The organism is Photobacterium sp. ABD4_091 (assembly GCF_056160145.1).
In genome coordinates this window covers 2,555,301-2,580,884 of the sequence record NZ_JBSWWQ010000001.1, presented here as the reverse complement: position 1 = coordinate 2,580,884, position 25,584 = coordinate 2,555,301, and the positions used below count along the sequence as shown (strand labels likewise).

The 25,584-nt window shown below is 49.6% G+C and carries 24 protein-coding genes, 1 pseudogene and 1 riboswitch; of the genes and pseudogenes, 10 read left to right on the top strand and 15 right to left on the bottom strand.

Features of this window, described 5'->3' with window-relative positions:
• Positions 1-11 precede the first annotated feature (11 nt).
• The 7 genes from trpB (at position 12) to gspS2 (ending at position 5,546) form a co-directional block, all read left to right on the top strand.
• Positions 12-1,202 carry a tryptophan synthase subunit beta gene (gene trpB / locus ACXAGQ_RS11940; RefSeq protein WP_475254064.1) on the top strand — a complete coding sequence of 397 codons (1,191 nt, stop codon included), beginning with the start codon at positions 12-14 and terminating at the stop codon, positions 1,200-1,202.
• Entirely contained in the window at positions 1,202-2,011 is an 810-nt protein-coding gene (gene trpA, locus ACXAGQ_RS11935; protein WP_475254063.1) for a tryptophan synthase subunit alpha, read from the top strand. The genes trpB and trpA overlap by 1 nt, the downstream gene beginning before the upstream one ends.
• A 324-nt stretch (positions 2,012-2,335) precedes the next feature.
• Positions 2,336-3,610, top strand: coding sequence for a dicarboxylate/amino acid:cation symporter (locus ACXAGQ_RS11930; RefSeq protein ID WP_475254736.1), 1,275 nt, complete (start codon positions 2,336-2,338; stop codon positions 3,608-3,610).
• Positions 3,611-3,718: 108 nt separating this feature from the next.
• Positions 3,719-4,258: a septation protein A gene (locus tag ACXAGQ_RS11925; protein WP_475254062.1), complete on the top strand. Its 540-nt coding sequence runs from the start codon at positions 3,719-3,721 to the stop codon at positions 4,256-4,258.
• 14 nt (positions 4,259-4,272) lie between these two features.
• Complete coding sequence (yciA, locus tag ACXAGQ_RS11920) at positions 4,273-4,671, top strand: acyl-CoA thioester hydrolase YciA (RefSeq protein WP_475254061.1); 399 nt, start codon at positions 4,273-4,275, stop codon at positions 4,669-4,671.
• Positions 4,672-4,834: 163 nt separating this feature from the next.
• Entirely contained in the window at positions 4,835-5,134 is a 300-nt protein-coding gene (locus ACXAGQ_RS11915) for a YciI family protein (RefSeq protein WP_475254060.1), read from the top strand.
• A 22-nt stretch (positions 5,135-5,156) separates the two neighbouring features.
• The gene (gene gspS2 / locus ACXAGQ_RS11910; RefSeq protein WP_475254059.1) at positions 5,157-5,546 is read left to right on the top strand and encodes a type II secretion system pilot lipoprotein GspS-beta; all 390 of its coding nucleotides are present in this window, start codon (positions 5,157-5,159) and stop codon (positions 5,544-5,546) included.
• 191 nt (positions 5,547-5,737) lie between these two features.
• Here the strand turns inward: gspS2 and ACXAGQ_RS11905 are convergent, their stop codons facing one another.
• The 5 genes from ACXAGQ_RS11905 to ACXAGQ_RS11885 form a co-directional block, all read right to left on the bottom strand.
• A complete protein-coding gene (locus ACXAGQ_RS11905; protein WP_475254058.1) occupies positions 5,738-7,060 on the bottom strand; it encodes an IS4 family transposase in 1,323 nt (440 codons plus the stop codon).
• A gap of 128 nt (positions 7,061-7,188) precedes the next feature.
• Complete coding sequence (locus ACXAGQ_RS11900) at positions 7,189-8,127, bottom strand: class I SAM-dependent methyltransferase (RefSeq protein WP_475254057.1); 939 nt, start codon at positions 8,125-8,127, stop codon at positions 7,189-7,191.
• A gap of 74 nt (positions 8,128-8,201) precedes the next feature.
• Positions 8,202-8,411, bottom strand: a complete 210-nt coding sequence (locus tag ACXAGQ_RS11895; RefSeq protein WP_475254056.1) for a hypothetical protein — start codon at positions 8,409-8,411, stop codon at positions 8,202-8,204.
• Positions 8,412-8,635: 224 nt separating this feature from the next.
• Complete coding sequence (locus ACXAGQ_RS11890; RefSeq protein WP_475254055.1) at positions 8,636-9,322, bottom strand: TIGR01621 family pseudouridine synthase; 687 nt, start codon at positions 9,320-9,322, stop codon at positions 8,636-8,638.
• Between the two features lie 142 nt (positions 9,323-9,464).
• Positions 9,465-10,898, bottom strand: coding sequence for a sodium-dependent transporter (locus ACXAGQ_RS11885; protein ID WP_475254054.1), 1,434 nt, complete (start codon positions 10,896-10,898; stop codon positions 9,465-9,467).
• A 377-nt stretch (positions 10,899-11,275) separates the two neighbouring features.
• Between ACXAGQ_RS11885 and cls the strand changes: the two genes are divergently transcribed.
• A complete protein-coding gene (gene cls / locus ACXAGQ_RS11880; RefSeq protein WP_475254053.1) occupies positions 11,276-12,733 on the top strand; it encodes a cardiolipin synthase in 1,458 nt (485 codons plus the stop codon).
• Between the two features lie 170 nt (positions 12,734-12,903).
• Here the strand turns inward: cls and ACXAGQ_RS11875 are convergent, their stop codons facing one another.
• From ACXAGQ_RS11875 to ACXAGQ_RS11855, 5 genes are all read right to left on the bottom strand, one after another.
• Entirely contained in the window at positions 12,904-13,749 is an 846-nt protein-coding gene (locus ACXAGQ_RS11875) for a nitrilase-related carbon-nitrogen hydrolase (protein ID WP_475254052.1), read from the bottom strand.
• Between the two features lie 99 nt (positions 13,750-13,848).
• Positions 13,849-14,751 carry a glycine betaine ABC transporter substrate-binding protein gene (locus ACXAGQ_RS11870; RefSeq protein ID WP_475254051.1) on the bottom strand — a complete coding sequence of 301 codons (903 nt, stop codon included), beginning with the start codon at positions 14,749-14,751 and terminating at the stop codon, positions 13,849-13,851.
• 20 nt (positions 14,752-14,771) lie between these two features.
• On the bottom strand, positions 14,772-15,503 hold the full coding sequence (locus tag ACXAGQ_RS11865; RefSeq protein ID WP_475254050.1) for an ABC transporter permease: 732 nt from the start codon (positions 15,501-15,503) through the stop codon (positions 14,772-14,774).
• 3 nt (positions 15,504-15,506) lie between these two features.
• Complete coding sequence (locus ACXAGQ_RS11860) at positions 15,507-16,628, bottom strand: ABC transporter ATP-binding protein (protein WP_475254049.1); 1,122 nt, start codon at positions 16,626-16,628, stop codon at positions 15,507-15,509.
• Positions 16,629-16,655: 27 nt separating this feature from the next.
• Positions 16,656-17,312 carry an ABC transporter permease gene (locus tag ACXAGQ_RS11855; protein WP_039458410.1) on the bottom strand — a complete coding sequence of 219 codons (657 nt, stop codon included), beginning with the start codon at positions 17,310-17,312 and terminating at the stop codon, positions 16,656-16,658.
• 498 nt (positions 17,313-17,810) lie between these two features.
• On the opposite strand from ACXAGQ_RS11855, the gene ACXAGQ_RS11850 reads away from it, so the two are divergent.
• Positions 17,811-18,308, top strand: a complete 498-nt coding sequence (locus ACXAGQ_RS11850; protein WP_475254048.1) for a putative pterin-binding protein — start codon at positions 17,811-17,813, stop codon at positions 18,306-18,308.
• 11 nt (positions 18,309-18,319) lie between these two features.
• The gene (locus tag ACXAGQ_RS11845) at positions 18,320-19,498 is read left to right on the top strand and encodes a GGDEF domain-containing protein (RefSeq protein ID WP_475254047.1); all 1,179 of its coding nucleotides are present in this window, start codon (positions 18,320-18,322) and stop codon (positions 19,496-19,498) included.
• Positions 19,499-19,592: 94 nt separating this feature from the next.
• Here ACXAGQ_RS11845 and yiaY read toward each other — a convergent pair whose 3' ends face one another.
• The 5 genes and pseudogenes from yiaY to ACXAGQ_RS11820 form a co-directional block, all read right to left on the bottom strand.
• Positions 19,593-20,741, bottom strand: a complete 1,149-nt coding sequence (gene yiaY / locus ACXAGQ_RS11840) for an L-threonine dehydrogenase (protein ID WP_475254046.1) — start codon at positions 20,739-20,741, stop codon at positions 19,593-19,595.
• Positions 20,742-21,107: 366 nt separating this feature from the next.
• The gene (locus ACXAGQ_RS11835; protein WP_475254045.1) at positions 21,108-22,616 is read right to left on the bottom strand and encodes a lytic polysaccharide monooxygenase; all 1,509 of its coding nucleotides are present in this window, start codon (positions 22,614-22,616) and stop codon (positions 21,108-21,110) included.
• An 89-nt stretch (positions 22,617-22,705) separates the two neighbouring features.
• A riboswitch (cyclic di-GMP riboswitch) is annotated at positions 22,706-22,837 on the bottom strand.
• A gap of 224 nt (positions 22,838-23,061) precedes the next feature.
• Complete coding sequence (locus tag ACXAGQ_RS11830; protein WP_475254044.1) at positions 23,062-24,552, bottom strand: bifunctional protein-serine/threonine kinase/phosphatase; 1,491 nt, start codon at positions 24,550-24,552, stop codon at positions 23,062-23,064.
• Positions 24,482-24,853: a hypothetical protein gene (locus ACXAGQ_RS11825; protein WP_475254043.1), complete on the bottom strand. Its 372-nt coding sequence runs from the start codon at positions 24,851-24,853 to the stop codon at positions 24,482-24,484. Before ACXAGQ_RS11825 ends, ACXAGQ_RS11830 begins: the two co-directional genes overlap by 71 nt.
• Positions 24,854-24,946: 93 nt before the next feature.
• Positions 24,947-25,582 (bottom strand): annotated as a pseudogene (locus tag ACXAGQ_RS11820) (nitrite reductase (NAD(P)H)); the annotation flags it as partial.
• Between the last annotated feature and the right edge of the window lie 2 nt (positions 25,583-25,584).

Genomic DNA, 25,584 nt, shown 5'->3' with positions numbered 1-25,584 from the left:
GAAAATAAACCATGAGTAAGATTAGTGCCTACTTCGGCGAGTTCGGTGGTCAGTACGTCCCGCAGATCCTCGTTCCAGCCCTTGACCAGCTTGAAGCAGCTTTTGTTGAAGCCCAGCAGGATCCTAGCTTCCAGAAAGAATTCATCGACCTGCTAAAAGAGTACGCCGGTCGCCCGACTGCGCTGACCTTGTGCCAGAACTTGACCAAGGGCACCAAGACCAAGCTTTACCTCAAGCGTGAAGACCTATTGCATGGCGGTGCCCACAAAACCAACCAGGTACTTGGCCAAGCACTGCTTGCCAAGCGTATGGGCAAAGATGAAATCATTGCCGAAACCGGTGCGGGCCAGCACGGTGTAGCAACGGCATTGGCTTGTGCACTACTGGGGCTGAAGTGTCGTGTTTACATGGGTGCCAAAGACGTTGAGCGCCAGAGCCCGAACGTGTTCCGTATGAAGCTGATGGGTGCCGAAGTGATCCCGGTGCATTCTGGCTCGGCAACACTGAAAGATGCCTGCAACGAAGCTATGCGTGACTGGACAGCGACTTACGACAAAGCACACTACCTACTGGGTACGGCTGCAGGTCCTCACCCATTCCCGACTATCGTGCGTGAATTCCAGCACATCATCGGCGAAGAAACCAAAGCGCAGATCCTTGAAAAAGAAGGCCGCCTGCCAGATGCCGTTATCGCCTGCGTTGGCGGTGGCTCAAATGCCATCGGTATGTTCTCGGACTTCATCGACGAACAAAGTGTTGGCCTGATTGGTGTTGAGCCTGCTGGTAAAGGCCTGGATACCGACATGCACGGCGCGCCGCTGAAACACGGCAAGCTGGGTATCTTCTTTGGGATGAAAGCCCCGCTAATGCAGGATGAGCACGGCCAGGTTGAAGAGTCTTACTCGGTCTCTGCTGGCCTGGACTTCCCGTCTGTCGGTCCTCAGCACGCCCACCTCAATGCCATTGGCCGTGCTGAATACGAAGCGGTTACCGATGACGAGGCACTGGAAGCTTTCCAAGAGCTGGCTCGCAACGAAGGTATCATTCCGGCGCTGGAGTCTGCCCACGCACTGGCCCACGCCTTGAAGATGATCAAAGCCAATCCAGAGAAAGAACAGCTACTGGTCGTAAACCTATCAGGCCGTGGCGACAAAGATATTTTCACTGTACACGATATTCTAGAAGCAAAAGGAGTGCTGTAATGGATCGTTACCAAGCCCAATTTGACCGCCTGGCGGCGAAAAACGAAGGCGCATTTGTTCCTTTTGTTACTATCGGTGATCCGAACCCGGAGCAATCACTGAAGATCATTGAAACCTTGGTGGAAGCAGGTGCTGACGCCCTTGAGCTAGGGATCCCATTCTCCGATCCGCTAGCTGATGGCCCAACTATCCAAGGCGCAACAATCCGTGCAATAGAATCTGGCACCACCCCAGCAGTCTGTTTTGACCTGCTGAGCCAGATCCGCGCCAAATACCCAGACATGCCAATTGGCCTGCTGATGTACGCCAACTTGGTGTTCACTAATGGTATCGAAAACTTCTACCAACAGTGCGCCGAAGCCGGTGTTGATTCAGTATTGGTTGCCGATGTTCCGCTTAAAGAGTCTGAAGAGTTCCGCACAGCAGCGGCTAAGTACGGCATCCACCCAATCTTCATCGCCCCGCCAAATGCCGATGAAGAAACACTCAAAACCGTGTCTGAGTTCGGTGGCGGTTACACCTACTTGCTATCGCGTGCCGGTGTAACCGGTACCGAAACCAAAGCAGGTGCGCCAATCAATCACCTACTAGAAAGCCTGAAGACTCACAATGCGCCACCAGCATTGCTTGGCTTTGGTATTTCAGAGCCTCAGCAGGTTGCCGAAGCGATTGAAGCTGGCGCTGCGGGTGCCATTTCAGGCTCTGCTGTGGTGAAGGTAATCGAGAACAACCTTAATGATCACGATGCCATGCTCAGCAATATGCATAGCTTTATCAGCAACATGAAGGCAGCAACCCGCAAAGGCTAACCTCTCTTGCGCTAACCGATAAACACAAAAGCCGCCCCAGATCACTCTGTGGGCGGCTTTTTGCATCTCCCTGATATTTTCTGGTGCAAGATCAAAGATCTCTTCCTACTTCCCCCATACAGTGACCAACTTGTTAATGCCAAGTACAAACAAATTGCAAGTTTGAAAGGCAATAACACCAATCAGGTAAAAGAAAGATTGATAAAGCTGATATTTCCGTGTAAAAACACACGCGCAAAATATTGAGTTAACATTTGGTACAATTACAAAACATATTACCGATGTTTTTTTTACCAGTAGCTTTGCGATCAATATCGAACACAACTGAGGTATCTAACCGTGTTAAAAGAAAAAGGACTGTTTGGCAATATTGGCGTCCAGGTCGTCATTGCCATGTGTGTGGGAACGCTCGTCGGTGCAATGATGGGCCAGTCTGCAAGTATGTTCGCCCCGCTAGGCAGCATCTTCATCCACTTGATCAAAATGTTGGTAATCCCTTTGGTCGCCGTCGCCATTATCTCCGGTGCTGCAGGGCTTGGTAGTAGCCAGTCTGCCGGTAAGGTCGGCCTATCGACGCTGGGCTTTTTCGGCCTGACATCAGCCGTTGCGGTTGCCTTGGCCCTATTCATGGGGGTGGTGTTCCAGCCGGGTGTCGGCGTCGACATGACCGGTGTCGAAGGCATGTTCTCCAATGCCTATGCTGATAAAGGTGAGATGCCGACATTCTGGGCTACTGTGCTTGGTATGATCCCGACCAATGTTTTCCAGTCACTGAACGAAGCAAATATCCTTCAAATTTTGGTTTTCTGCCTTTTCTTCGGTATTGCTGTTTCGAAACTGGAAAAAGAACGCCGTGACCCGTTGATCAACGGTGTAAATGCCATTGTTGACGCCATGGTATGGATGATCAACGTCGTTATGAAGATTGCACCTCTGGGCGTATTCGGCCTGATGGCAGATGCAGTCGGCACCTTTGGTTTCAGTGCCCTGATGGTGGTATTCAAACTATTCGTGGTCTATGTCGTTGCTATTTTGATCTACGGCTTTATTTTCTATCCAGCCATGATCAAGGTATTTAGCAAGACTTCACCGCTGAAGTTCCTGTCGGCCATGAAAAAGCCACAGGCTGTTGCCTTGTCGACCGCCTCTTCGATGGCGACCCTGCCGGTAACCATGGAAGTGTGTGAAGAAGAGTTGGGTGTCAAAAACTCCACTGCCTCTTTCGTATTGCCACTGGGTGCAACCATCAACATGAGTGGTAATGCCATTTACTACGGCCTGGTCGCTATCTTCTTTGCCCAGATGTTCAATATCGAGCTGGGCATGGGCGCCTATATGGCAATTATCGTAACCTCGACGCTGGGTGCAGTTGGTCAGGCCGGTGTTCCAGGGCCGTCTTTCTTGGTTGTCGCGGTATTGCTGGCTGCGGGTATTCCTATCGAAGGCCTACCACTGTTGTTTGCCCTCGACCGTATATTCGACATGATCCGTACCGCCCTGAACATCACCGGTGATGCCGCCTGTGCCGTGATTGTCGATAACATGATCAATGATGCGCCGCAGGATACCCCAGAGCCGGAATCCAGCCATCGCGTCTAACATGGCTCATTAGTGAATAAAAAACACTAAAGGCTGCAGGGTTAAACCTGCAGCCTTTTGCTTATTGATATACTATAAGCAGCTTATATGTAAATTATGGCTATCAACATGAAGCAACTGATTGATTTTATTCCTCTGGTCGTCTTCTTTATTCTCTATAAAACCCACGACATCTATGTCGCGACCGGAGCCTTGATTATCGCCACTGCCATTCAAGTTGCTGTAACTTGGGTGCTGTATAAAAAAGTAGAAAAAATGCAGCTGGTCACCTTCGTGATGGTGGCTGTATTCGGTGGGCTGACAATTTTCCTGCACGACGACAACTTCATCAAATGGAAAGTCACTATTGTCTACGGGATTTTTGCTGCTGGGCTGGCCATCAGCCAGTACTTGGGCAAGCCGCTAATAAAAGGCATGTTAGGCAATGAATTGGACCTGCCGGACACCGTCTGGAACCGGATCAATGGCGCTTGGGCACTGTTTTTCGTTGTATGTGCCGTCGTGAATGTCTATATTGCCTTCCGTTTGCCGCTCGACGTGTGGGTTAATTTCAAAGTATTCGGTCTATTGATCCTGACTTTGATCTTCACCATTGCCACCGGCGGCTATATTTACCACCATATGCCAAAAGAACCTGATTCAGAGTAGTACAGAGTCGCAACATGACATCAGAAAACAACATCCCACGCGGGCAACTGCTGCTCCGCACTCTCGCCATGCCAGCCGACACCAATGCAAACGGTGATATCTTCGGTGGCTGGATCATGTCCCAGCTTGACCTTGCAGGCGGTATCCTTGCCAAGGAGATCTCCGGTGGCCGCATTGTCACTGTGTCTGTTTCCAGTATTACCTTCCGAAAGCCTGTGAGCGTCGGAGATGTGGTGTGTGTCTATGGTGAGTGTACCAAGATCGGCCGCACCTCGATGAGCATCAACCTCGAGGTTTGGATCAAGCCGGTACGCGATGAAAACATCGAAGACCGCTTTATGGTGTGCGACGCAACCTTCAACTATGTCGCTATCGATGCTGACGGAAGACCGCGCCCGGTACAAAAGAGCTAATTACCGACATTGTCAAAATTTGGCAAAGATCCGCAAAAAAGCCCTAACCTAATGCTAGGGCTTTTTTTTTCATTTATGATAGGAAAAATTTGTCACACATTGCTGCCTCATTACAAATTTCACCAATATCTATCGAGCGCAGCAGTTACAAGGAGAGAGCTACATGTGGTACGTTATTTTTTCCCAAGATGTCGAAAACAGCCTTGAATGCCGCCTAAGCGTGCGTGAAAAGCACTTGGCTCGACTAAAAGATCTCCAAGAGCAAGGCCGCTTGCTTGTCGCAGGCCCTATGCCTGCTATCGATAGTGAAAACCCAGGTGAAGCGGGCTTTACCGGTTCGACCGTAATCGCTGAATTCAACTCTCTTGACGATGCCCAAGCATGGGCCGATGCCGACCCTTACATTGAAGCTGGCGTCTACGAAAAAGTTATCGTTAAGCCGTTCAAGAAAGTACTCCCGTAACCGATTTTGAGATAACAACCTTATGCTAAAACGCACCCTCGTTTTATTAGGCGCTGCCCTGCTGGCTGGCTGTGCATCAAACGCTGAGCAGCAGGCCATACTGGATATGGCAAAAGCTCGCGCGATGGCGATTAACAACAAGGCACCGTACGAGAAGATCGACCAATACCAGATCATGAAAGCCCAAGCACGGGAAAACATCGTCGAGATCACCATTTTATATGGTGGTGGTGGTAAAACGCCTCCGACTAAGGCCGCCGTAAGTGCAGCGCTTAACTATTGTAACAGCGCAGAGCTAAGCCCAATGGTCAGCGAGGGGGTGAATTACAATATCGTGATTATGGATATGCGTGGCCGCCCAATGGTGACCCAGCCGATCACTGCAGAGGTTTGTAGTCAGTTAGCGAATTGATAGTGCCAATATAATATTTGCTGCAGGGCAGTAATTTCAAAAACGCATAAAGACATCCATGTCGCTCCAAACCTGGAACGCCAGCCCGGGCCGTCCCTGGCGGTTAGGTTTTGAAATTATGCCCTACAACAAATAACGGCAAACACAGCACATGCACAAAAAAACGCCAGCATTGCTGTAATGCATGTAAGTTAAGATAACTTACGCCTTTTTGGGGGCCTAGTCGTATAGCGGCTAGGCCTTTTCTTTACTGCTCTTGGGTAGCTTCTTTCCCTTCTCTCCGGCAGCGTAAAACTTTCTGCCATATCTAATATGTAATTCATCACCTCCGGGATTCTGCCAGGAGCCACCGCGGGCAGTAATTGAAGCTGGCCTACTAGGAACAAAGAGGCTTGTTTGAACCCGATTTGGTATGGCATGACGCTCTTCTGGTCATAGGCCATTTGGCACATCAAAAACCTTAATAGGTTGTAAGCGAGTAGCATTCCCCATAGTTCTTGGGTCACTAGTTCTGGTGTTTTGCTTCTTAAGGTAAGGTTATTTTGGAGCATGTATTGCTTCATTTCTCTGTAACCTAGCTCTATTTCCCAACGGTGGCTGTATAGCTCTGCGATGTCTGCGCCCGGGTATCTTAATGGGTCTGTCATTGATGTAAGCAAGCGAACTTCTTTACCCTTGATGTTCTTCGTGATGAGCCGCGCTTGCAGTGTTTCCGGCGCATCCGACCATTTCTTTCTGGCTTGAGGTGATAACTTGAGTTCAACAAGTTCTTGCCCACGCCCTAACTTGGCTACTGTCGTGTATTGAGCTCCTTTACGAAGCGGGATTAACCAATGCTTCTCATCTCCACTGCTTCGCCAACGATGAAGTAGACCAAGAGCATAAAAGCCTCGGTCAAAAATGGTTAGGCTGTTTGACGGAGAACGGTCGACAAGCTGAGTGGTTAAATCGATCTCACTGCTTGATACTGAGTCGAAAGCGGCACTTGTCAGTAAATGGCTGGTGAGTTCCATATGGCAGACCATACGAACTTGCGGGTAGTCCGATATGGTTGTTTTATTTCCTGTGCGACCAAAGTGCTGGTCATTATCTGGTGTATCAGGAGTGCGCCAAACAACACCATCGACAGCGTGTAATGTTAAGCCGTGCCAATCTGGGTGGGGCGTTTTCGCATGCCATAACTTCTGGGTCTTGTTAAACACCGCTTTGACTACATTTGAACCCAGACGTTTTCTCGCTTGGATAACCGCACTCGGTGCGACAAAAGGCTTTTTACCCGGAAGGAGAATATCGAGTTGAGAGACAACTTTTTCCATAGATAAGTGCCGATATAAAGACATACCGACAACACTCCATACCATCATCTCCATCGGTAAACGGCGTTTTCTGATAGTAGCGATACCAGTATCTTTGAGGCATTCATCAATCATTTCTGGAGAGAGAAGATCGGATAGTCCTGAAAGCTGTTCGGTTGAGAAGTTATGAACAGTATTGAGTGCTTGTCTGAGAAACATAAAAAAATCCGAGTGCATTGAATACACACGGATTTTGACATGCTCCAAGGATCGTTCAACCGATCATTTTAGGCTTAACTGATCGGCATTACAGCATTGCTGGCGTTTTTTCTTTGAGTTCTGTGGGGTTACGAGCGCTCAAACAGCAGAACTTTCAGCCCGCCTTCCGGGTCGATATCTTTGAACTCCGGTGGGTTTTCCAAGCGGTGCTGGTAAGCAAGCTCCGGCGCTTCAGCAGCCATTCCCTCAATCAAGAAAGACGATGACACACCCGGGTCATTCACGCAGGCCAATACCTGGCCATTCTCGGTCAGCAGCTCCGGCAAACGGCGTAGAATTTTCTGGTAGTCCTTGGTCAGAGCAAAGCTGCCTTTCTGGAAAGATGGCGGATCGATGATGATCAAATCATAAGGGCCTAGCTTGCGCACTTTGCCCCACGACTTGAACAACTCATGGCCAAGGAAGCTAACCCTGGACAAATCATGCTTATTCAGATGGTGGTTGTCACGGCCGCGACTCAATGCCGCCTTGGCCATATCAAGGTTAACCACGTGCTCCGCCCCACCGGCAATCGCAGCAACAGAGAAGCCACAGGTGTAAGCAAATAGATTCAACACGCGTTTGCCTTCGGCATGACGCATAACCCAGTCACGGCCATAGCGCATATCCAAGAACAAGCCGTTATTTTGCTTACGGCCAAGATCGAGCTTGAACGTAAGGCCATTTTCTACCACATCCTGGTACTCTCGGCTTTCGCCCCACAGCAATTCCATCGGAGAGCCTTGGCGGTCACGGTGCTGCAAAAGCAAAGACGTCGCGCCAGATTGTTGCCAAACTGGGGTACCGGGCAAGTTTTCAAGCAAATGATGCAACTGTGCTAGAAACTCTTCGGATGGCTCTTTGAACAATGAAACTAGCACCTGGCCACTCAGCCAATCCACAGTCAATTGCTCGAGCCCCGGCCAGCAGCGGCCGCGGCCATGGAATAACCGGCGCACTTCATTTGGCGGTGTCGCCAACTCTGCCATTAGGTGTTGCTCAAGGTTTATTAATGCACTCGGTTCCATAGTTCTACTGTGTTGGGAAATTCAGGGGCAGTAGTATAGCAAACCCAGTTAGAGCAAACACAACTGAAGTAATATTAAGCCACGAGCTTGAGGCTTTCTTGTTCTAGTTGACGGCAGCTGGCAAGGTGGACATATTCTGCCTGGAGGCGGACTTGGCGTTGGCGGCGGGTGCGGTTTTTGACAAGTTTGCGTTGTCGACGGAATGACGCCAGCCCCCAAAAACGTGATTGGTTCTTCTTTTTCTTCAATCGCATACGAAGCGATACGGAGCGGGTAAGGCGCATATTGAATCTCGATCTAGGTAAATCCTAGACCGATATTATAAGTGAAACTTTACTGTAATGTAATTTACCAAAGGTTAAATTAGCAGCAGTTGGTCGCGAATTAACAATGAAAAATACCTGACTTACACAAGTTATTATCATTAAGCCCTATTTTTCCACATAAATTCGAGAATAACTGGTTATTCTGCAACCAACGCCAACCACGCTACTTTTCGCCCTTCAAATTACTTTCTCGCGAGTACTGGCCATGCCAACGCCCAAGGCGTAGACCACTCTTTGGCAATAGCCTGATGTGTCTCATCAATAGCCCAAAGCTCCCCTTGCTCAGGTGGGCACATAAACTGCCACTGTTGATCTGCATAGGGAAAACGCAATGCATAGGCGTGGAGGTAACCACGATCCGCCTTTTCATTACCGTAGATATCATCACCAGTGATCCCCGAACCAACGCTTCGAAGTGCCACCCTGATCTGGTGGGTCTTGCCCGTATGGGGCTTGCACAAAAACAAGCGTCGTCCCTGCCCGGCCGCTGTTGAGAAAAACTGGGTAACTGCAGGATTCTCCCGGGTCGTCTCCAGTTTCCAGCTACTACGGCGCGAACGGGTCATATCGCCAATCACCACACCTTGCTTCTTCTTTGGTTTCTTGGTGCCAATCGCCAAATAGAATTTCTCTACCTCACGCTCGGCAAAAGCCTTAGACAGCGCCGACGCCGCCTCACGGTTTCGGCCTAGCAATAACAGCCCAGAAGTCATCTTGTCCAAGCGGTGAATAAGGTAAAGCTGCTCGTCCCCACTCTGCTTCGCCACTTCCTGCAGCAGCATCACATCACCTTCATCTTTATGAACAGACACCCCAGGGTGTTTGTTGATGACGAGGAAATCCGGATAGGTATGGAGAATATCGAACATATTGAATAGCTCTTGGCTTAAGGCTCTGGCAAGTATAGAGAACGAAGTATACCGCTTCGCCAAACCGCAATCTACACGATCAAAAAGCGGGAGCCACTGGCTCCCGCTTTGAAACGGCAATGTTATTGACAATGCTTGTTAATTACAGCTTCTTGGAAACCAGGGCACCGAGGCCAATGATGGCAAGACCCATCACCATGATTTCACCTTTACCGCTGTCAAAGCCCGCTTTCACACCTGCGATAGCAACGATAGCGATAGCAAATGGGATCACGTATTTAACTAGGTTGTACCATAGGCCGAACAGTGGGAATTTGATTTCACCGTCATTGGTGATTTCTTTTTCAAGTTCACTGCGGTTCAAGCGCCAGCCAGCAAAGATACATACCAACATACCGCCAACCGCTAGGAAGATCTTATCCGTTAGCAGGTCGAAGATATCAAATGCACCGGTTTCGAACAGTGTTGGGCCAAGGCCGCCAAGCGATAGTGATGCGAATACACATAGGAACGCCATCAGAGCACTTGCCGAGAACACTGCGGTTGAACGCTTCAAGCCTTTTTCGTCAATCAGGTATGACACAACCACTTCAAGTAGCGATACAGAAGACGTCAGTGCCGCAACACTTAGGCCGATGAAGAACAATAGCGCAAGCAATAGACCAACGATGCCACCCATTTCAGCAAATAGCTGAGGAACAACAACGAAGATCAGGCCTGGACCCGCTGCTGGCTCCATGCTGAATGCGAACATTGCAGGGAACATAGCCACACCAGCAAGAATTGCAACCGCGGTATCCATCGCCGTTACCATTGCTGTCGTTTGTACTAGGTTCTCTTTCTTCTTCAGGTAACTACCGTATGTGATCATACAGCCCATACCCAAGCTTAGTGAGAAGAATGCCTGGCCAAGCGCAGCCAGTACCACTGTGCTGTCTACTTTAGAGAAGTCAGGTTTGAACAGGAACTCAAGACCTGCTGTTGCACCTGGAAGGCTCAGGCCTTTCACTGCTACCAGAATAAGGATGGCGAACAGTAGAGGCATCAGGATCTTACCGGCTTTCTCGATACCGCCAGAAATACCTTTGATAACCACCAAGATGTTGAACATTAGGTATAGGCCCATCCAGAACAATGGCTGGATTGGGTTAGAGATAAAGCCACCGAAGCTATCACCAATTGCTTCTGGCGTGCTTAGTAGGCCTGTTGAAATTTTATAGATGTATGCAATTGCCCAGCCACCAACGACCGGGTAGAAGCCCATGATAAGTAGGCCACTGACCACACCGATAACACCGACGAACGACCAACGGCGGTCAGTTGATTTGAAAGCACCTACAGCGGAAAGGCCAGTCTTACGGCCCACGGCAAATTCAGTCAGCATGACGCTGAAACCGATAACGATCACGAACAATAGGTAAATAGCTACGAAAGCACCACCACCACTCTCACCAGCTGTGTATGGGAACTTCCAGATGTTACCAAGACCTACTGCGGATCCTGCCGCGGCCATTACGAAGCCTAATTTTGAACCCCAGCTATCGCGGGGTTGTGTGGTTGTATTACTAGTAGCCACGTTCTCTCCAAGGTTTTGTTGTGTTTGCTAGAGTTTGCTAGTAATAGGCGCCGAAAATATGTTGTGTAAACTTGTGTGCAAACTTATTTGTACACTTATAGAATTGTTATTGACGCTCTATATATGGCAAGTAAAACAGGTTGCGATTAGAATGTGAAGCCCGCGCTTGTAAATTTTGATCATTTACTGTTTTTTTACATCAACTCTGTGTATTTTGCTTATATTTTGCGCTAACCCTTCGTGCAAATTTCACATTCCTCCTACAAATCAGTCATTTCCTCTTATCAAACATAGCACATAATCCCAGTAAATTTCGCTGGTATTCCTCTAGTTTCAATGCAAAATAGAGTAATACATCCAACTCATAACAATTTCGAATGGAACAGTTTTATCAAGTTCTTGTCTGGGCTAGCGTCTTCTTCTATTGGCTGATAATCGCCGCCGTTACTATGCGCATTGTTTTCAAGCGCAGGGTTGTTGGTGTTTCGCTTGCCTGGCTCATGATCATCTTTATCATTCCTATCGGTGGTGTGATTGCCTACCTGCTGTTTGGCGAACTCAACCTCGGTAAAAAGCGGGCGCAGCGGGCCAAGGAGATGTTCGAACCCTTTGCCGACTGGTTCCAGCGCCTCAATGACTGCCCCGGCCACCAGCCTGAACTCATGAGCGAACACGCCCGCCCTATCAGTGATTTATGTGAAAACCGCCTTGGCATCCCTGCTTTAAGCGGCAACACCCTTTCGCTACAAGACTCCCCGCAAACTATCCTGCGCTCTCTGATCGAAGACATTCACCAAGCCGAAGTGTCGGTGGATATGGAGTTCTATATCTGGCACCCGGGAGGCTTAGCCGATGAAGTCGCAACAGCATTAATCATGGCTGCCAAGCGCGGGGTAAAGGTGAAAGTACTGCTAGATGCAGCGGGGAGCATGCGCTTTTTCCGCTCCCACTGGCCCAAGCTCATGCGCCATTCAGGGATCGAAATTGTTGAAGCGCTAGCTGTTACGCCATTCAGGATGTTCCTTCGCCGGATGGACTTGCGCCAGCACCGTAAAATTGTCGTTATCGACGAAAAGATCGGTTACACCGGCTCAATGAACTTAGTAGACCCTGCTTATTTCAAAACCGATGCGGGTGTCGGTCAATGGATCGACGTCATGGTGAGGGTAACCGGCCCTTCTGTTGCTGTGCTTAACGGTATTCAGGCGTGGGACTGGGAAGTGGAAACCGGCGATCGCTACCTGCCACAACTGCCAGAATGCTCGCTACCTAGCTCGGTCGAATCGACCGATATGGTTCAGGTGATCCCATCAGGGCCGGGAATGCCAGATGAAATCATCCACCAAGCATTGCTGCTGAGTATCTACCAAGCCAAAGAAAGTGTGGTGATCACCACCCCGTATTTTGTGCCAAGTGAAAACTTGCTACATGCAATGAAAGGGGCGGCACATCGCGGGGTAACGGTTGATATCATCATCCCTGACAAGAATGACTCAATTATGGTGGAATGGGCAAGCCGCTCTTTCTTCTCTGAGCTTCTCGCTGCCGGTGTGCGTATCCACCGCTTCCATGGCGGTCTGCTGCACACCAAATCAGTGGTGATCGACAAGACCCACTGCTTGATCGGTACGGTTAACTTGGATATGCGCAGCCTGTGGCTGAATTTCGAAGTGACGCTGGCGGTGGACAACGCCGAGTTCACCCAGCAGTTAAATTGGCTGCAGAAAGAATATATGAGTGATTCCAGCCTGGTCGACAGGGCCAAATGGGAGGAGCGGCATATTAGCAACAAGCTGATTGAACAGTTCTTTTATATGTTCAGCCCGTTGTTGTAGAGACCCTTTAAGTAACGATAGCAAACCACATCGAACATTCATTTGGCAGAATGTGTTTTCAAAAACGCGTAAAGACATCCATGTCGCTCCGACCCACCGTCCCTGGTGGGTAGGTTTTGAAAACCCAAACTGCCAAATCAATATAATCAGTAAAACTTACTGCTTTATAATTACTTTCCCACCCGCTTTGCCAGCAAATCCAACACCAAACGGCTATCTGCATCTCGGATAGTCGGTAGCTGGAATCGTGCTTCGCGGGTATCTTTCAAAGAAACTTCAGCGCTAATCAACGCTTCCTCACCACCAGCCTCTGCCAGGCAATTACCGAAAGCATCCAAAATTCGCGAGCCGCCCCAGAAACGGCTGTTGCCTTCAAGGGCACAGCTGTTTGCCATCAGCAAAGGTACACCGTAGGTCATCGAGATAAAGTCAGTATTGGTTTTCCACCCCTGCGGGTTAGAGAACTCGTCAGAGACAATATCTGCCGCCGAGTTAACCGGGGCTAACATCAAGGCTGGCTTGTCCAGCATTGCCAGGTGCGGCAAGGCCGGGTTCCATAGATCGGCACAGATCAGGGTGTGCATCGGCCACCCATCAATAGGTTCGCACGGCTCAAGATCTTGGCCTTTGCTGTACCATTTCGCTTCTTCCAACCCGCCGTAGTTAGGCAGGTTCAGCTTACGGTGAACATGGACAAGCTGGCCGTTCGTCACCATCGCCTGAGCATTGTAGAACTCACCAGCATGGTCTTCTTCAATAAAGCCAGCGCTCACTACCATGTCGCCTGCTGCCGCAGCCAGTTCACCCAATAGGGGATGGTTTACCGGCATAGCAACATCCAGTGTCTTTTCACGCAGGCTGTAGCCCGTTAGCGAAAGCTCTGGAAACAGCAGCACCTCAACGCCTAGCTTACGGGCTTGTTCGATATACTGAAGGTGCTTTTGCAGGTTAGCCTCAATATCACCCAGCACAGGGGCAATCTGGGCAATACCGACATGTAATACTTGTTTTGTCATGATAAACCTCATACCAACCTGCATCCAGACTGGCATTAAAAAGACCAGCTGACGCTGGCCTTTGAATTAATTTCGGCGCGAGAACACTGTATCGTGTGATTACAGCAGGCCGTTTTGCTCCAGGAATTGGCGAGATACACGCTCAATAGACAAACCATCTACGTCTACCAAGGCATTCAGGGTAGACATGGTTTCGTCGTTCATTAGCGCAGACAGCTTGTTCAGCTGATCAGCCAGCTCCGGGTTGGCATCCAATGCGTCGGTACGCACGACCGGCGTCAGGGCATAGTTCGGGAAGTGCTGGCGGTCATCTTTCAGTACGTAGAAATCAAACGCCTTAACACGGCCATCGGTAGCAAACACCATGGTGACGTCAACCACTTCCTGAGCCAAAGCCTGGTAAACCAGACCCGAGTTCATTTTACGCAGGTTACGGCGTGGCATTTCGAACTCATAAGCTTCAAGCAGCGACTTCAAGCCATCCGGGCGCGCCGAGAACTCAACGTTACTTGCCATCTGAGCATCTTTACCGTCTTCTGACTGCAACCAGTCCATCATATCGGTGATGGACTCGATGCCCTTCTCTTTGGCAAAGTCTTTACGCATCGCCAGCGCATAAGTGTTGTTTGCCTGCGATGGATCAAGCCAGATCAGGCCGACTTTTTCATCCAGTGCTTTTACGCGCTGGTAAGTCTGCTCTGGATTCAGCTTTTCAACGACCTTGTTGAAGGTCACCAAACCGGTACCTGTGTACTCCCAGTAAAGGTCGATCTGACCGTTTAGCTGAGCGGTACGCAGCACGGTTGAACCCATACCGTCACGCTGGTCGACATCATAGCCAAGACCAGCAAGGTACTGTGCCGTCATCGAAGACATGATCAGCTGCTCGGTGTAGCCTTTGCCGCCAACCACCAGCTTCCCCGAAGCCTGTGCCGATACCGATAACGTCATTACCGAGAACACAGTGGCTACGGCAGCCATTAAAGAGATTACGCGTTTCATCTTTGTTTCACTCCGTGCCATTACTTACGGTTAGGGTTTACACCCTTGCTCACGATCAGGAAAGTCACCATACCCAGTATCACATCCATGATCAGCGCCAAGACTGCCGTTGGGATCGCCCCCGCCAGCATCATCGGCGTATCATAAAGGTCGATACCCGCGAAGATCAGCTCACCCAAGCCGGTACCACCGATCTGGAACGCCAGCGGCACAGTACCAATGTTGATGGCGAATGCAGTGCGGATACCCGCCATGATGACGTACATCGCGTTTGGCAACTCAACCTTCACCAACTGCTGCGCCGGCGTCAGGCCAATGCCCGTAGCCGCCTCTTTCAGATGCGCAGGCACCGAAAGCAAGCCGGTATAGGTATTGCGCAATATCGGCAACACCGAGGCAAAGGCCAAGGCAAAGATTGCCGGTTTGTCACCGATACCCAAGAAGCTCATCGACAATGCCAGTACCGCCAGCGTCGGAACCGTAGTACCGATGTTGAAGATCTGCATCACCACATCAGCCGCTTTACGGCAAGACGGGCGGCTTAGGATAACCCCTACCGGCACACCAATTAAGATCGCAATCGAGCCCGAGATCAGGGTCAACTTAATATGGTGGCCTGACAGATAAACAATCTCATCCCAGTAATGGATGAACTGCTCGACAAAACCCGATGACTGGGCCCAGATCCCCAGCAGGAAAACGGTCACCAGCAGTAGCGTATTAAAATAAGGGCTTAAGTTAATCGACTTCATCCCTTACCCCTTTTTACGGAAACTGGCTCCCAGGTGGTGTGTAATACCACGCTGTGAAATTTCACCACACAATTGGCCTTGCTCGTCGACTACCGCCAACCAGCTAATGTCATGGGCAAACATCTTGGATACTACCGCACGCAAGTCCTGCTCCTGGTTCATCAGGATAGGCAAGCCATCGTAATGGTCGCTACACAGGCCGCGCTGGCTCATGGCAACCGACTTGGTGATCATCCCGATTGGTTGGTTCTGGTTGTTCACCATCACAATCATGCCGTGGCCGTAATCGTTCATGCGCTGCAGGGCAATTTCCAGCGAATCATTTGGTGATACGGTCGGTACCTGACGTTCCATCACTTCGCCAGCCGTTGATAGCTGCAGGCGCTTCAGGGTACGGTCAGTACCGACGAAATCTGCCACAAAGTCAGTCGCAGGGTGAGCCAGAAGCTGGTCAGGGCTTGAGTATTGCTCAAGCTGGCCATCACGGAAGATCGCCACTTTGTTAGCCATCTTCACCGCTTCATCAATATCGTGGGACACGAACATGATGGTTTTCTTCAGCTCTTTGTTCATCTTCAGGAACTCTTCCTGAATCACTTCACGGTTGATCGGGTCGATTGCACCAAAAGGTTCATCCATCAAAAGTACCGGTGCATCGGCCGCCAATGCGCGGATCACGCCAACACGCTGCTGCTGGCCGCCTGAAAGCTCATTCGGAAAGCGCTTCATGAAAGCGTTCGGATCCAGTGCCACCATATCCAGCAGGTCTTTGGCACGTTGGGTACAACGCTTGGCATCCCAGCCCATCAGTTTCGGGATCAGGCTGATGTTCTCTTCGATGGTCATGTTTGGGAACAGACCGATCTGCTGGATGACGTAACCGATGTTACGGCGCAAGGTGACCGTATCGATACCCGTGGTATCTTCACCGTTGATCAGAACACGGCCAGAGGTTGGTGTTACCAGGCGGTTGATCATTTTCAGCGTGGTCGTTTTACCACAGCCAGACGGGCCCAGCAGGACACAGATTTCGCCGGTCGGTACTTCCATGTTGATATGATCGGCTGCTGTCACCACACCCTGTGGTGTTTCAAAAACTTTTGTCAGGTTCTCAAGTTGGATCATGAAAACGCCCTCTTAAATTCGTAAAACTTAGCCGTGAACGACGACACCTTTCGGTGTGAATTTCTTTTGGATTTTCGCCAATACCGTATCGGCAAAGATTGCCAACAGGCTCACAGCTACAGCACCAACAATCAGCTGGCGCGGGTCAGACTGGCTGATCCCTCGTGCAATAAACGTCCCCAAGCCACCGGCACCGATGTAGGTGGCGATCGCCATAACGCCGATATTCATCACCACGGCGGTACGCACACCAGCCATGATCACCGGGATTGCCAGTGGAATTTCCACCAGGCGCAGGCGCTGCATGTTGGTCAGGCCGATACCCCTTGCCGCTTCGCGCAGGGCCGGGTCAACGTTGTTAATTGCGGTGTAGGTATTACGAATAATTGGCAACTGCGAATACAGCAAAACCGCAATCACTGCAGGCAGATAACCAATACCCTGGCCGATAATCGACAGAACAGGGATCATGATCCCGAACAAGGCAATAGAAGGGATCGTAATGATAATGGACGCAACGTATAACACCACATTGGCGACACGCTGATTCTGGGTAATTGCGATACCAATAGGTACCCCTGTCATCATGGCTAGGCCAACGGCCAGGCTCACCAACGACAGATGCTCTACAGTGCGAGAGACAATCACATCCCAGTTGTCCAGAACGAAATTGAAAATTTCCAATTTGCACTCCTGGATTTACGAGTTGAACACAGATTGTTTAATGAGTGCTTCCGCTTAGGCGCCGGAAACATTGATACAACCACAAGGTTGTCAAAACAGGGGCTCCGCCCTGATAGACATGGTTTACACCATTAGCATCGCTTGTCAGACCACTAGTCATACAAGCGAAAAAGGAAGGGGGATTCTAGAGAGTAAGCCTGACCAGCTCAAGTTTTTTCAGAAATTATTTTGATCTCACCACTTAGATGCGTTCAAAAAAAGCACATAAACTCGCTAACCGCATGATTAAAAACACATCAGCCAATAATAAAATTACAACGAACTCTTTCTATTTTGTTTTGATTTCTTTGCCTCACTTGTAACAGAAACAACTACAATTATACCCAAGTTACCTCAAGTTGCTTGGGTATATATCCAAGCCGCTTCAGTGTTCTCTGCCGCAAGAAACGTATTGCTATTGCGCTGGAGAGTTCAGGACGAAAATTTAGGGGAGTTACGATGCAGCAGGCAAACCCGAGGTTGGCAATACTGTGCCTTTTTTACTGTTTTGCCCTTTTCACCACATTCTCGACATGGAGCCAAGGAATCCCACTGGCATTAACCGGTAAAGACCGTTCAGGCAAGCAGCTCTCTATTACCCTTGAACGCAATCAACTTGAAGGGCTTCCCCAATCGTCAATTTCAACTCACCTCCCCTGGCTAGAGCAGAGCGCAACGTTTGAAGGCGTCCGCCTGCTGACACTGCTCGAGCATTTTGACTTATCGGTTGCCAAGCTGAAGCTGCTCGCCCTCAATGATTACTCCGTCGAGGTCAGCCATGACTACATCAAGCAATACAACCCATTGCTCGCCATCAAGCAAGATGGCCAATATTTGAAAGTGAGAGACTACGGCCCCTATTGGGTTATCATTTCCCTCAATGAACATCCCGAAGCTGCTGAAACCAAGCACCTTGCCAACATGGTCTGGCAGCTCACCGTTATCGAAGCCATGTAGTCGAGCTGCATATGGGAATTAGCCGCCGCATCACCTCCCTGCTCATTTATATCACGCCATTGCTGATTATCAGTATCCTGGTGGCAGTCACTGCCCTGAAGCGCAATTCAGATATCATTGCCAATAGCCAAAACGAGGCCGCGTGGTATGTTCTCCAGCTGCACAAGGAATATGCTGAGTTCCACCTCCAGCTTCACCGCTATGCAGTGGGTACCAGTGACCATAACGATATGATGCTGCAATACGAGATCCTATGGAGCCGGTTCAAAACTATTCTCAATAACACCCATATCAGCCACCTATATCACTTTGATGGTGCCTACCATCAAATCAGCAAGCAATTTGCCTATATCCGCTCCATAGAACCACAGCTCATCGCCTTCGAGCCGGGCGATTCCGAGGCAAGGCTGATCACGGACGTCAAAGACCGCTACGAGAATTTGGTGATTTTCCTCAGCCACAAATTCCGCCTCTCGAGTGGCGATCTCCTCAAGCGGGTTGAGGCCACCCAGACCATGAAAGTGCTGGTTTACTTCCTGCTTTGTGCCATTGTCTTGCTCGGTGGTATTTTATTGTGGGCGCTATGGCGCGAGTCATCCGCCATGCGCAAGCTGGCAATGAGCGATACCTTAACCGGGATCCACAGCCGCTTGTGGCTCAACCACTACCTCAGCGAGCTGGTCTCGACCGGACAACCTTTTCGCTTTTACCTCATTGATTTAGATGGGTTCAAGGAAATCAATGACACACTGGGGCACCATGCCGGCGACAAACTTTTAATCACCGTGGCCAGCCGCTTGGCAGCAATGAGCGGGGAACACTACCACGTTGCACGCATGGGCGGGGATGAGTTCGCCGTGATTGAGTCGCTGGCGTGGGAGCACGAAATCAATATCAGTCAAAAGCTGCTCAACAGTTTCAAGCACCCCGTCATCCTGAACGGCAAAAGCTACCCAGTTTCCGCCAGCATCGGCAGCAGCGAATACCCGGGCAACGCCTCCAGTGTCAGTGAAGTCCTACAACAGGCCGACTTTGCCATGTATGAAGTTAAGCAGCAGGGGAAAAACGGTGTTATGCATTACAAAAGGCCATCAGCACCGAATGAGGCTATACCGGAAGAGACTATACCAGAAGGGGCTGCAGCAAAAGAGACGGCACCATCTTCGGAGCGCTTCAGCAACAGCCTATAAATTCTTTGCGTTAAGCATGCTAGCAATCGAAAACAAAAAAGCGCCCACCTAATGGTGGGCGCAAACAATCAATCGTGCAGTGGTGTTGGCTCAGTTACATTGCCGCAGCAAAGATAGCTGAAATTTCTTCGTGGCTGGCTTGTTTCGGGTTAGTAAAGCCACACGCATCTTTCAGTGCGTTGTCAGCCAATACCGCGATATCTTCTGCCTTCGCGCCTAGCTCCTGAAGGCCAGCAGGAATACCCACATCCTGAGACAGTTCCTGAATGGCTTCCAGTGCTGCTTCCGCGCCCTGCTCTGCCGTCATGCCTTCAACATTCACGCCCATCGCTTTTGCGACATCTTTCAGGCGCTCAGGACAAACCTGTGCGTTGTAGCGCTGGACGTGCGGCAGCAATACCGCATTACATACACCGTGTGGCAGATCGTAGAAGCCACCTAGCTGGTGCGCCATGGCGTGAACATAGCCCAGAGAAGCATTGTTAAATGCCATACCTGCCATGAACTGCGCATAAGCCATTTGCTCACGGGCTTCGATGTTCTGGCCGTCTTTCACTGCCGTGCGCAGGTGCGCTTGGACAAGCTCAATCGCCTTGATAGCCACCGCATCGGTAATTGGCGTTGCAGCGATAGAAACATAAGCTTCAATCGCGTGAGTCAATGCATCCATACCTGTCGCAGCAGTCAGGGAGGCAGGCTTGGCCAGCATTAGCTCAGGATCGTTTACCGACATCAGCGGTGTGGTGTTCTTGTCAACGATAGCCATTTTGATATGGCGCGCTTCATCGGTAATGATACAGAAGCGCGTCATTTCGCTTGCAGTACCTGCAGTGGTATTAATCGACACCAATGGCAACTGAGGTTTTGCAGACTGATCGACACCTTCGTAATCAGCAATTTTACCGCCGTTAGAAGCAACCAGCGCAATCCCCTTGGCACAGTCGTGCGGTGAACCGCCACCCAGCGAAATGACAAAATCACATTCACCGTCTTTCAACAACGCCAAACCTGCTTCAACATTACCAATCGTTGGGTTTGGTTGTGTACCATCAAAAACAACAGAATCAATATCACGCTGTGCCAGCAGATCTGCAACCTGCTTAACCATACCGATTTGGCTTAGCACTTTATCAGTCACAATCAGGGCTTTTTTAAAGCCGTGGGCCTTCACTGCATCAGCAGCTTCTGCCAGGCAGCCGGCACCCATCAAGTTGACTGTTGGGATAAAAAATGCGCTACTCATGATAAATTCTCCATAATTATCAAAAACTAATTACCATAAACCGCTTCTGCTTCTGTCTCTCGCTTATGCGTAAACGGGCTATACGTAATCAGTCTTGCTCTCTGCAAATAAAACCTACCACCAGAAATGTGTGCAACAAATTGATCTGGAGCAAATTATAAATCCTCACAAAGCATTCATGTCATGTAGTTTGAGCCAGATCATCAAATCAACAAGTTACATATAAACATTGTCTACCCAGGGAAACACTGCTTTTCGATTTATCACTACGAGCGGGGCTATTTTGTGATCTGAAACGCATAAAAAAACGCTGGCTTGTGCCAGCGTTTTGACGCCATATTAAATGGCTACTTATTGCTTTGGTGGTTATTGCTTGATCCAGGCATCCTGCCACGCTGAACCAAATCCAGGTTCGTAATGGTGCGGTGAGTCAATGTTACACCAGCCACCTTCTGGGAATGGTCGGCACTGGTAGGTGTTACCGTCGCGGCCAAGCACGACTGTCTCACCCGGTACATAACTACCGATACCATCAGGATAGGCATAGTCGTAATCACCGCCACCTGAGCTATCCTTGATGGTAATCGGCTTGGTTTCAACAACCTTGTGTTCGCTGCTGTCTTGCTCAGCTGCGGTTACCACAACACTGAATGAGCCTGTTTCGGTCGTGAATACCGATAGGTCAATGTTACCGTTATCGACAATATCACTCGCCAGCGCTAACTGGTGACCTGTGCTATCCAGCAACTTCATGTTGATCAGGTACCGGCCTTCAGAGCTGACTGTTGCATCAATGTAGGTTTTACTATCGCTGCCCTGGGTGTATTCGCTTTTCAGGCCTTGAACTGTTACCGGAGCGGGTTCAATCACATCCCCATCACGCACATCCAGCGCGTAATTGTAATCAGGGTTGGTGACAAAGACTTGGTTGGTATACAGATCCGATGGCTGATAAACGATATCACCCGATGCTTCTTCCACACCCACCTGAGTAACGGTTGGGTATTTCTCGTTGATCAGTTGAGCAAGATCATAAGACCAAGTATTGATGTTCTCGTTAGCCGCTGTAATTGGCAGCTTCTCGAATACAATTTCAGAGCCTTGTTTGTTGAAAATACGGAACCAGACGCTATCGCCATCTTGCGCCTCGACACCCGGCTTGACGTACTGGCCCTTAGTCGTCCACTCAGGCGGTAACACTTCACCGTCAAAACGGATATCACTACAGTTGTAGAAACCTTCACCGGCCGGATCATTGCGCTGCCAGCGTGACACCAGCGTTGCCTCACCAGAACGGCCGCTTGGCAGGGTCACATCAATCAGGTAGTACTGGCCATTGCCTTCCTGCGTCACTGCGACATTGCCCGTAGTATCAATCAGCTCCAGATCATCCCAGCCAATACGGCTATGCGCAGCATTGTAACCCGGCTTGGTCAGGTAGAATTGCCAAAAACTCGGGTTATGCGGTGCCGTTGCACGGTAGCGCAAAGTGAAAGTTTCACCGGCTTTCATGTCGGTACGCTGCCAATGCCCCGAGGCAACACTCATGCCGCTCTTACGCGGATCACCACCGGAACAGATAGTACCGTCCGGCACTGCTGCCTTAACCGCATCCATGTTGTGATAATCCTTAACCAATGCGGCAAACTCATTTTTCTGCACTAGCGGATAGGTTCCCGACTCCATAAATGCGGCACGGCACGCTTCATTCGGGATCTGGGAACCATCTGATGGCCCCCAGTGACCACCGTCAGACTCACATATCACCTGGCGAGCAGCAGGGAAGTCGGCCCAACCATGGGCACTTGCGTGTAATGGAGAGAGGGCGGCCATGACTGACATAGCGCCCAAAGAAAAGTTAATCACCTTTTTCATGTTTAGCTTCCATTATGATTATTTTGGGAAGCCAGCTAATGGGAAGAAGCCACTGCGTTGATCTTATCGTTTGATCTTGCTTATTCCTATCAGGTAACCCCGCTACCCTAGAGGCTATTTTTTAAGAGGCAGTGTTTTAAGAGACAGTGCTTTAAAAAATATTTCTCCGTAGGCCGGAAGTTTTGCGCCCTACCCTTTCGGATAATTAGCCTTTAGCTGACGATATAAAAATAAGCCACTTCAAGGTTTAGACTGAAGGAGCTCGGTATATTTATAGTGTTTTTTTTAATATCAGCAAAAATCAGCCATTAGCAATGGAAGGATGATCTCATTTAATTTTAAGTTATTAAGATTAATAAATTAAATTGACAGAAATGAAATAATTAAAACCATGAAGCCATTTGCACCACCAATAACTCCAACATAGTAATTCACACCCGTAATATCAACTTACCATGACGGCAATTTGAGCAATCACAATAAAAAACAAGCAAAGTGATATAATTTTCCAAAATTGCACTGGATTCTTGCTTTTCAAAGACCGTTTGCCTGCCTGCCTCAGCACTTGTGAAGACGGATGGAACAGGTCATTCTTCAGCTCAGAAAGGGCTTCATAACGTTGGTTAGCCCGGGCAAAACACCCTTTACGAATAACTATATCCAGCCACGCAGGCAGGTCATCACGATAATTCTCTAGGGGTATATATTCCGGCCATTGGCTATTTGCCTGTGCCGGTTTAAATGTGTTGGGAAATGGGTAAGGGAAATGGCCTGTCAGCATCTCGTAAATAATGATAGATATTGAATACATGTCAGACCTCATGGAGACTTTACCGCCTAACAAACACTCCGGAGATAAATATTTAATATCACCAACGGGTACCGTTTCGGCAATAGGTGTTTGCACTTCATCAAAATGCTCAGAATAAACGGAACCAAAATCAATAATGACGATTTGGTCAAATTGGTCAACAATTAAATTTTCTGGCTTAATATCACGATGAATAAGCCGATGGCGCTGCATCACACGAATTGACTTAATTATCTCCTCAGCCATTACCCGTACTTTTTCAATATCCGGTTTAGGGTTATCGTCCATCCATTGTCGCAATGATTTTCCTTCTACCCATTGGCAAACATGATACAGAAAAGGAGAGTGACGAGAAAAAGGATGGATTTTCATTATTCTCTGGTGGGATACCTGCTCCCCGACCCAGCCTTCACGCACAAAGCCCTGCAGGTACTGGTAATCCTCGGCAAAGTTCAATGATGGCATCTTCAACACATAACGTTGATTATCAAATTCGCTCACTGCCAGGTAAATATGGCTACGTGGACCGCTATGCAACACGCGTAGTATTCGGTATTGGTCAATTCGGTTCCCTTCTTCCATCACCGGCGGGATCACCCGCTTTGTCAGCTCACCTATGTACTCATCCATGGTCAATACCGGCAAGGCATTCACATCAATCAGTAAGCTCGACACATTATCTTGGCTTCCTGCCGCTAGCGCTTCCTCAACCAACTGTTCGGACAGCGGCTCAACGGGGCTTGCTGAAGACAGCGCCTGCAGCAGCTTTGAGTCATCCACCCATTCGTGGACACCATCGGTTGCCAGCAGCAAGCGGTCTCCTTTTTCCAGCCGCAGTTGCTGGAAATCCACCTCGATATGGCTGTCCATCCCTAATGAACGGGTGAGGAAATATTGCTGGCCGTATTGATGGCGGCGGTGATCCTGGGTGAGCTGGATTAACGCCTGGTTGCGGTAGAGGTAGGCACGGGTATCACCGACATGCATGACATAGGCTGTATTGGATTTGATGATCACCGCACAGAACGTCGTCACCATACCATTGTGCTGAAGCTCACTCTGGCTGCCCTGATGGAAAAGCCATTGGTTCAGGGCATGCAATACCTTGCCAGCTGATTGTTTCACCCCCCCAAGTCTTCGGCGTTGCGTAGTATTCTTCGATAAATTGGGTGACACAAATTTGGCTCGCCAGCTGGGCTTGGGCACTGCAACTCACCCCGTCAGCCAGGCAAGCAACCACGCCTTTGTGCAGCAGTTCTTCACGCCGCACGGGCTGGTAAACCGCAAAAGCATCTTGGTTACTTGGTTTACATCCCGCCACCGAGTAGCCCCCGATATTCAGTTCGAGGGTATCCGTTTGCCTGAGGCATTTTCGGTTCGCTGGCATTTGGCTATGGGCTGTTCCAGGCTGCATTGTTTCGCTCATCCACGTTCCACCCTATTTTTCTGACAGTAATTATTCCTGAAAGTAATTGTTTCTGAGAGTAATTGCTGCAGTTACGATTATTTTCCCGGCCTGCTAGGCTAGCTGCCCGCGCTCGGTGACATAGGCCAGTTGGCTATCTTGCTGCTCGCTGTTGATAAAATGCCTAAAGCGCTGAAGTTTCTCAGGTGACTCGAGGGTTGTTTTCCACTCACATTGATATTGACCCAAGGTGCGTGCCATCTCCTGCTCTAACTCTTCACCAAGGCCTAAATGATCATCAATCACCACTTTCTTCAGGTACTCCAAACCGCCTTCGAGGTTCTCCATCCACACCGAAGTGCGCTGCAACCTGTCAGCCGTGCGGATATAGAACATCAGAAAACGGTCGACATAGCGGACTAATGTTTCTGCATCCAGATCGCTGGCCAGCAAATCTGCATGGCGCGGGCGCATGCCACCGTTACCACACACATAGAGGTTCCAGCCGTTTTCCGTTGCAATAACACCGATATCTTTGGACTGGGCCTCGGCACACTCACGGGTACAGCCCGAGACAGCAAACTTGAGTTTGTGCGGTGCCCGCAAGCCTTTGTAGCGGTGCTCGAGATCTATGGCAAAACCAACACTGTCATCGACCCCATACCGGCACCAGGTGCTCCCGACACAAGACTTCACCGTCCGCACCGACTTACCATAGGCATGGCCAGTTTCAAACCCGGCATCAACCAGGA

What these genes read in the sequence shown, in the direction of transcription:
- ACXAGQ_RS11865 (WP_475254050.1), bottom strand. Translation starts at nt 15,503, where the DNA reads ATGAAGTCGATTAACTTAAGCCCTTATTTTAATACGCTACTGCTGGTG.
- ACXAGQ_RS11915 (WP_475254060.1), top strand. Translation starts at nt 4,835, where the DNA reads ATGTGGTACGTTATTTTTTCCCAAGATGTCGAAAACAGCCTTGAATGC.
- yciA (WP_475254061.1), top strand. Translation starts at nt 4,273, where the DNA reads ATGACATCAGAAAACAACATCCCACGCGGGCAACTGCTGCTCCGCACT.
- ACXAGQ_RS11870 (WP_475254051.1), bottom strand. Translation starts at nt 14,751, where the DNA reads ATGAAACGCGTAATCTCTTTAATGGCTGCCGTAGCCACTGTGTTCTCG.
- ACXAGQ_RS11925 (WP_475254062.1), top strand. Translation starts at nt 3,719, where the DNA reads ATGAAGCAACTGATTGATTTTATTCCTCTGGTCGTCTTCTTTATTCTC.
- trpB (WP_475254064.1), top strand. Translation starts at nt 12, where the DNA reads ATGAGTAAGATTAGTGCCTACTTCGGCGAGTTCGGTGGTCAGTACGTC.
- ACXAGQ_RS11860 (WP_475254049.1), bottom strand. Translation starts at nt 16,628, where the DNA reads ATGATCCAACTTGAGAACCTGACAAAAGTTTTTGAAACACCACAGGGT.
- ACXAGQ_RS11890 (WP_475254055.1), bottom strand. Translation starts at nt 9,322, where the DNA reads ATGTTCGATATTCTCCATACCTATCCGGATTTCCTCGTCATCAACAAA.
- ACXAGQ_RS11825 (WP_475254043.1), bottom strand. Translation starts at nt 24,853, where the DNA reads ATGAGCGAAACAATGCAGCCTGGAACAGCCCATAGCCAAATGCCAGCG.
- yiaY (WP_475254046.1), bottom strand. Translation starts at nt 20,741, where the DNA reads ATGAGTAGCGCATTTTTTATCCCAACAGTCAACTTGATGGGTGCCGGC.
- gspS2 (WP_475254059.1), top strand. Translation starts at nt 5,157, where the DNA reads ATGCTAAAACGCACCCTCGTTTTATTAGGCGCTGCCCTGCTGGCTGGC.
- ACXAGQ_RS11905 (WP_475254058.1), bottom strand. Translation starts at nt 7,060, where the DNA reads ATGTTTCTCAGACAAGCACTCAATACTGTTCATAACTTCTCAACCGAA.
- cls (WP_475254053.1), top strand. Translation starts at nt 11,276, where the DNA reads ATGGAACAGTTTTATCAAGTTCTTGTCTGGGCTAGCGTCTTCTTCTAT.
- ACXAGQ_RS11850 (WP_475254048.1), top strand. Translation starts at nt 17,811, where the DNA reads ATGCAGCAGGCAAACCCGAGGTTGGCAATACTGTGCCTTTTTTACTGT.
- ACXAGQ_RS11835 (WP_475254045.1), bottom strand. Translation starts at nt 22,616, where the DNA reads ATGAAAAAGGTGATTAACTTTTCTTTGGGCGCTATGTCAGTCATGGCC.
- ACXAGQ_RS11875 (WP_475254052.1), bottom strand. Translation starts at nt 13,749, where the DNA reads ATGACAAAACAAGTATTACATGTCGGTATTGCCCAGATTGCCCCTGTG.
- ACXAGQ_RS11845 (WP_475254047.1), top strand. Translation starts at nt 18,320, where the DNA reads ATGGGAATTAGCCGCCGCATCACCTCCCTGCTCATTTATATCACGCCA.
- ACXAGQ_RS11895 (WP_475254056.1), bottom strand. Translation starts at nt 8,411, where the DNA reads ATGCGCCTTACCCGCTCCGTATCGCTTCGTATGCGATTGAAGAAAAAG.
- ACXAGQ_RS11900 (WP_475254057.1), bottom strand. Translation starts at nt 8,127, where the DNA reads ATGGAACCGAGTGCATTAATAAACCTTGAGCAACACCTAATGGCAGAG.
- trpA (WP_475254063.1), top strand. Translation starts at nt 1,202, where the DNA reads ATGGATCGTTACCAAGCCCAATTTGACCGCCTGGCGGCGAAAAACGAA.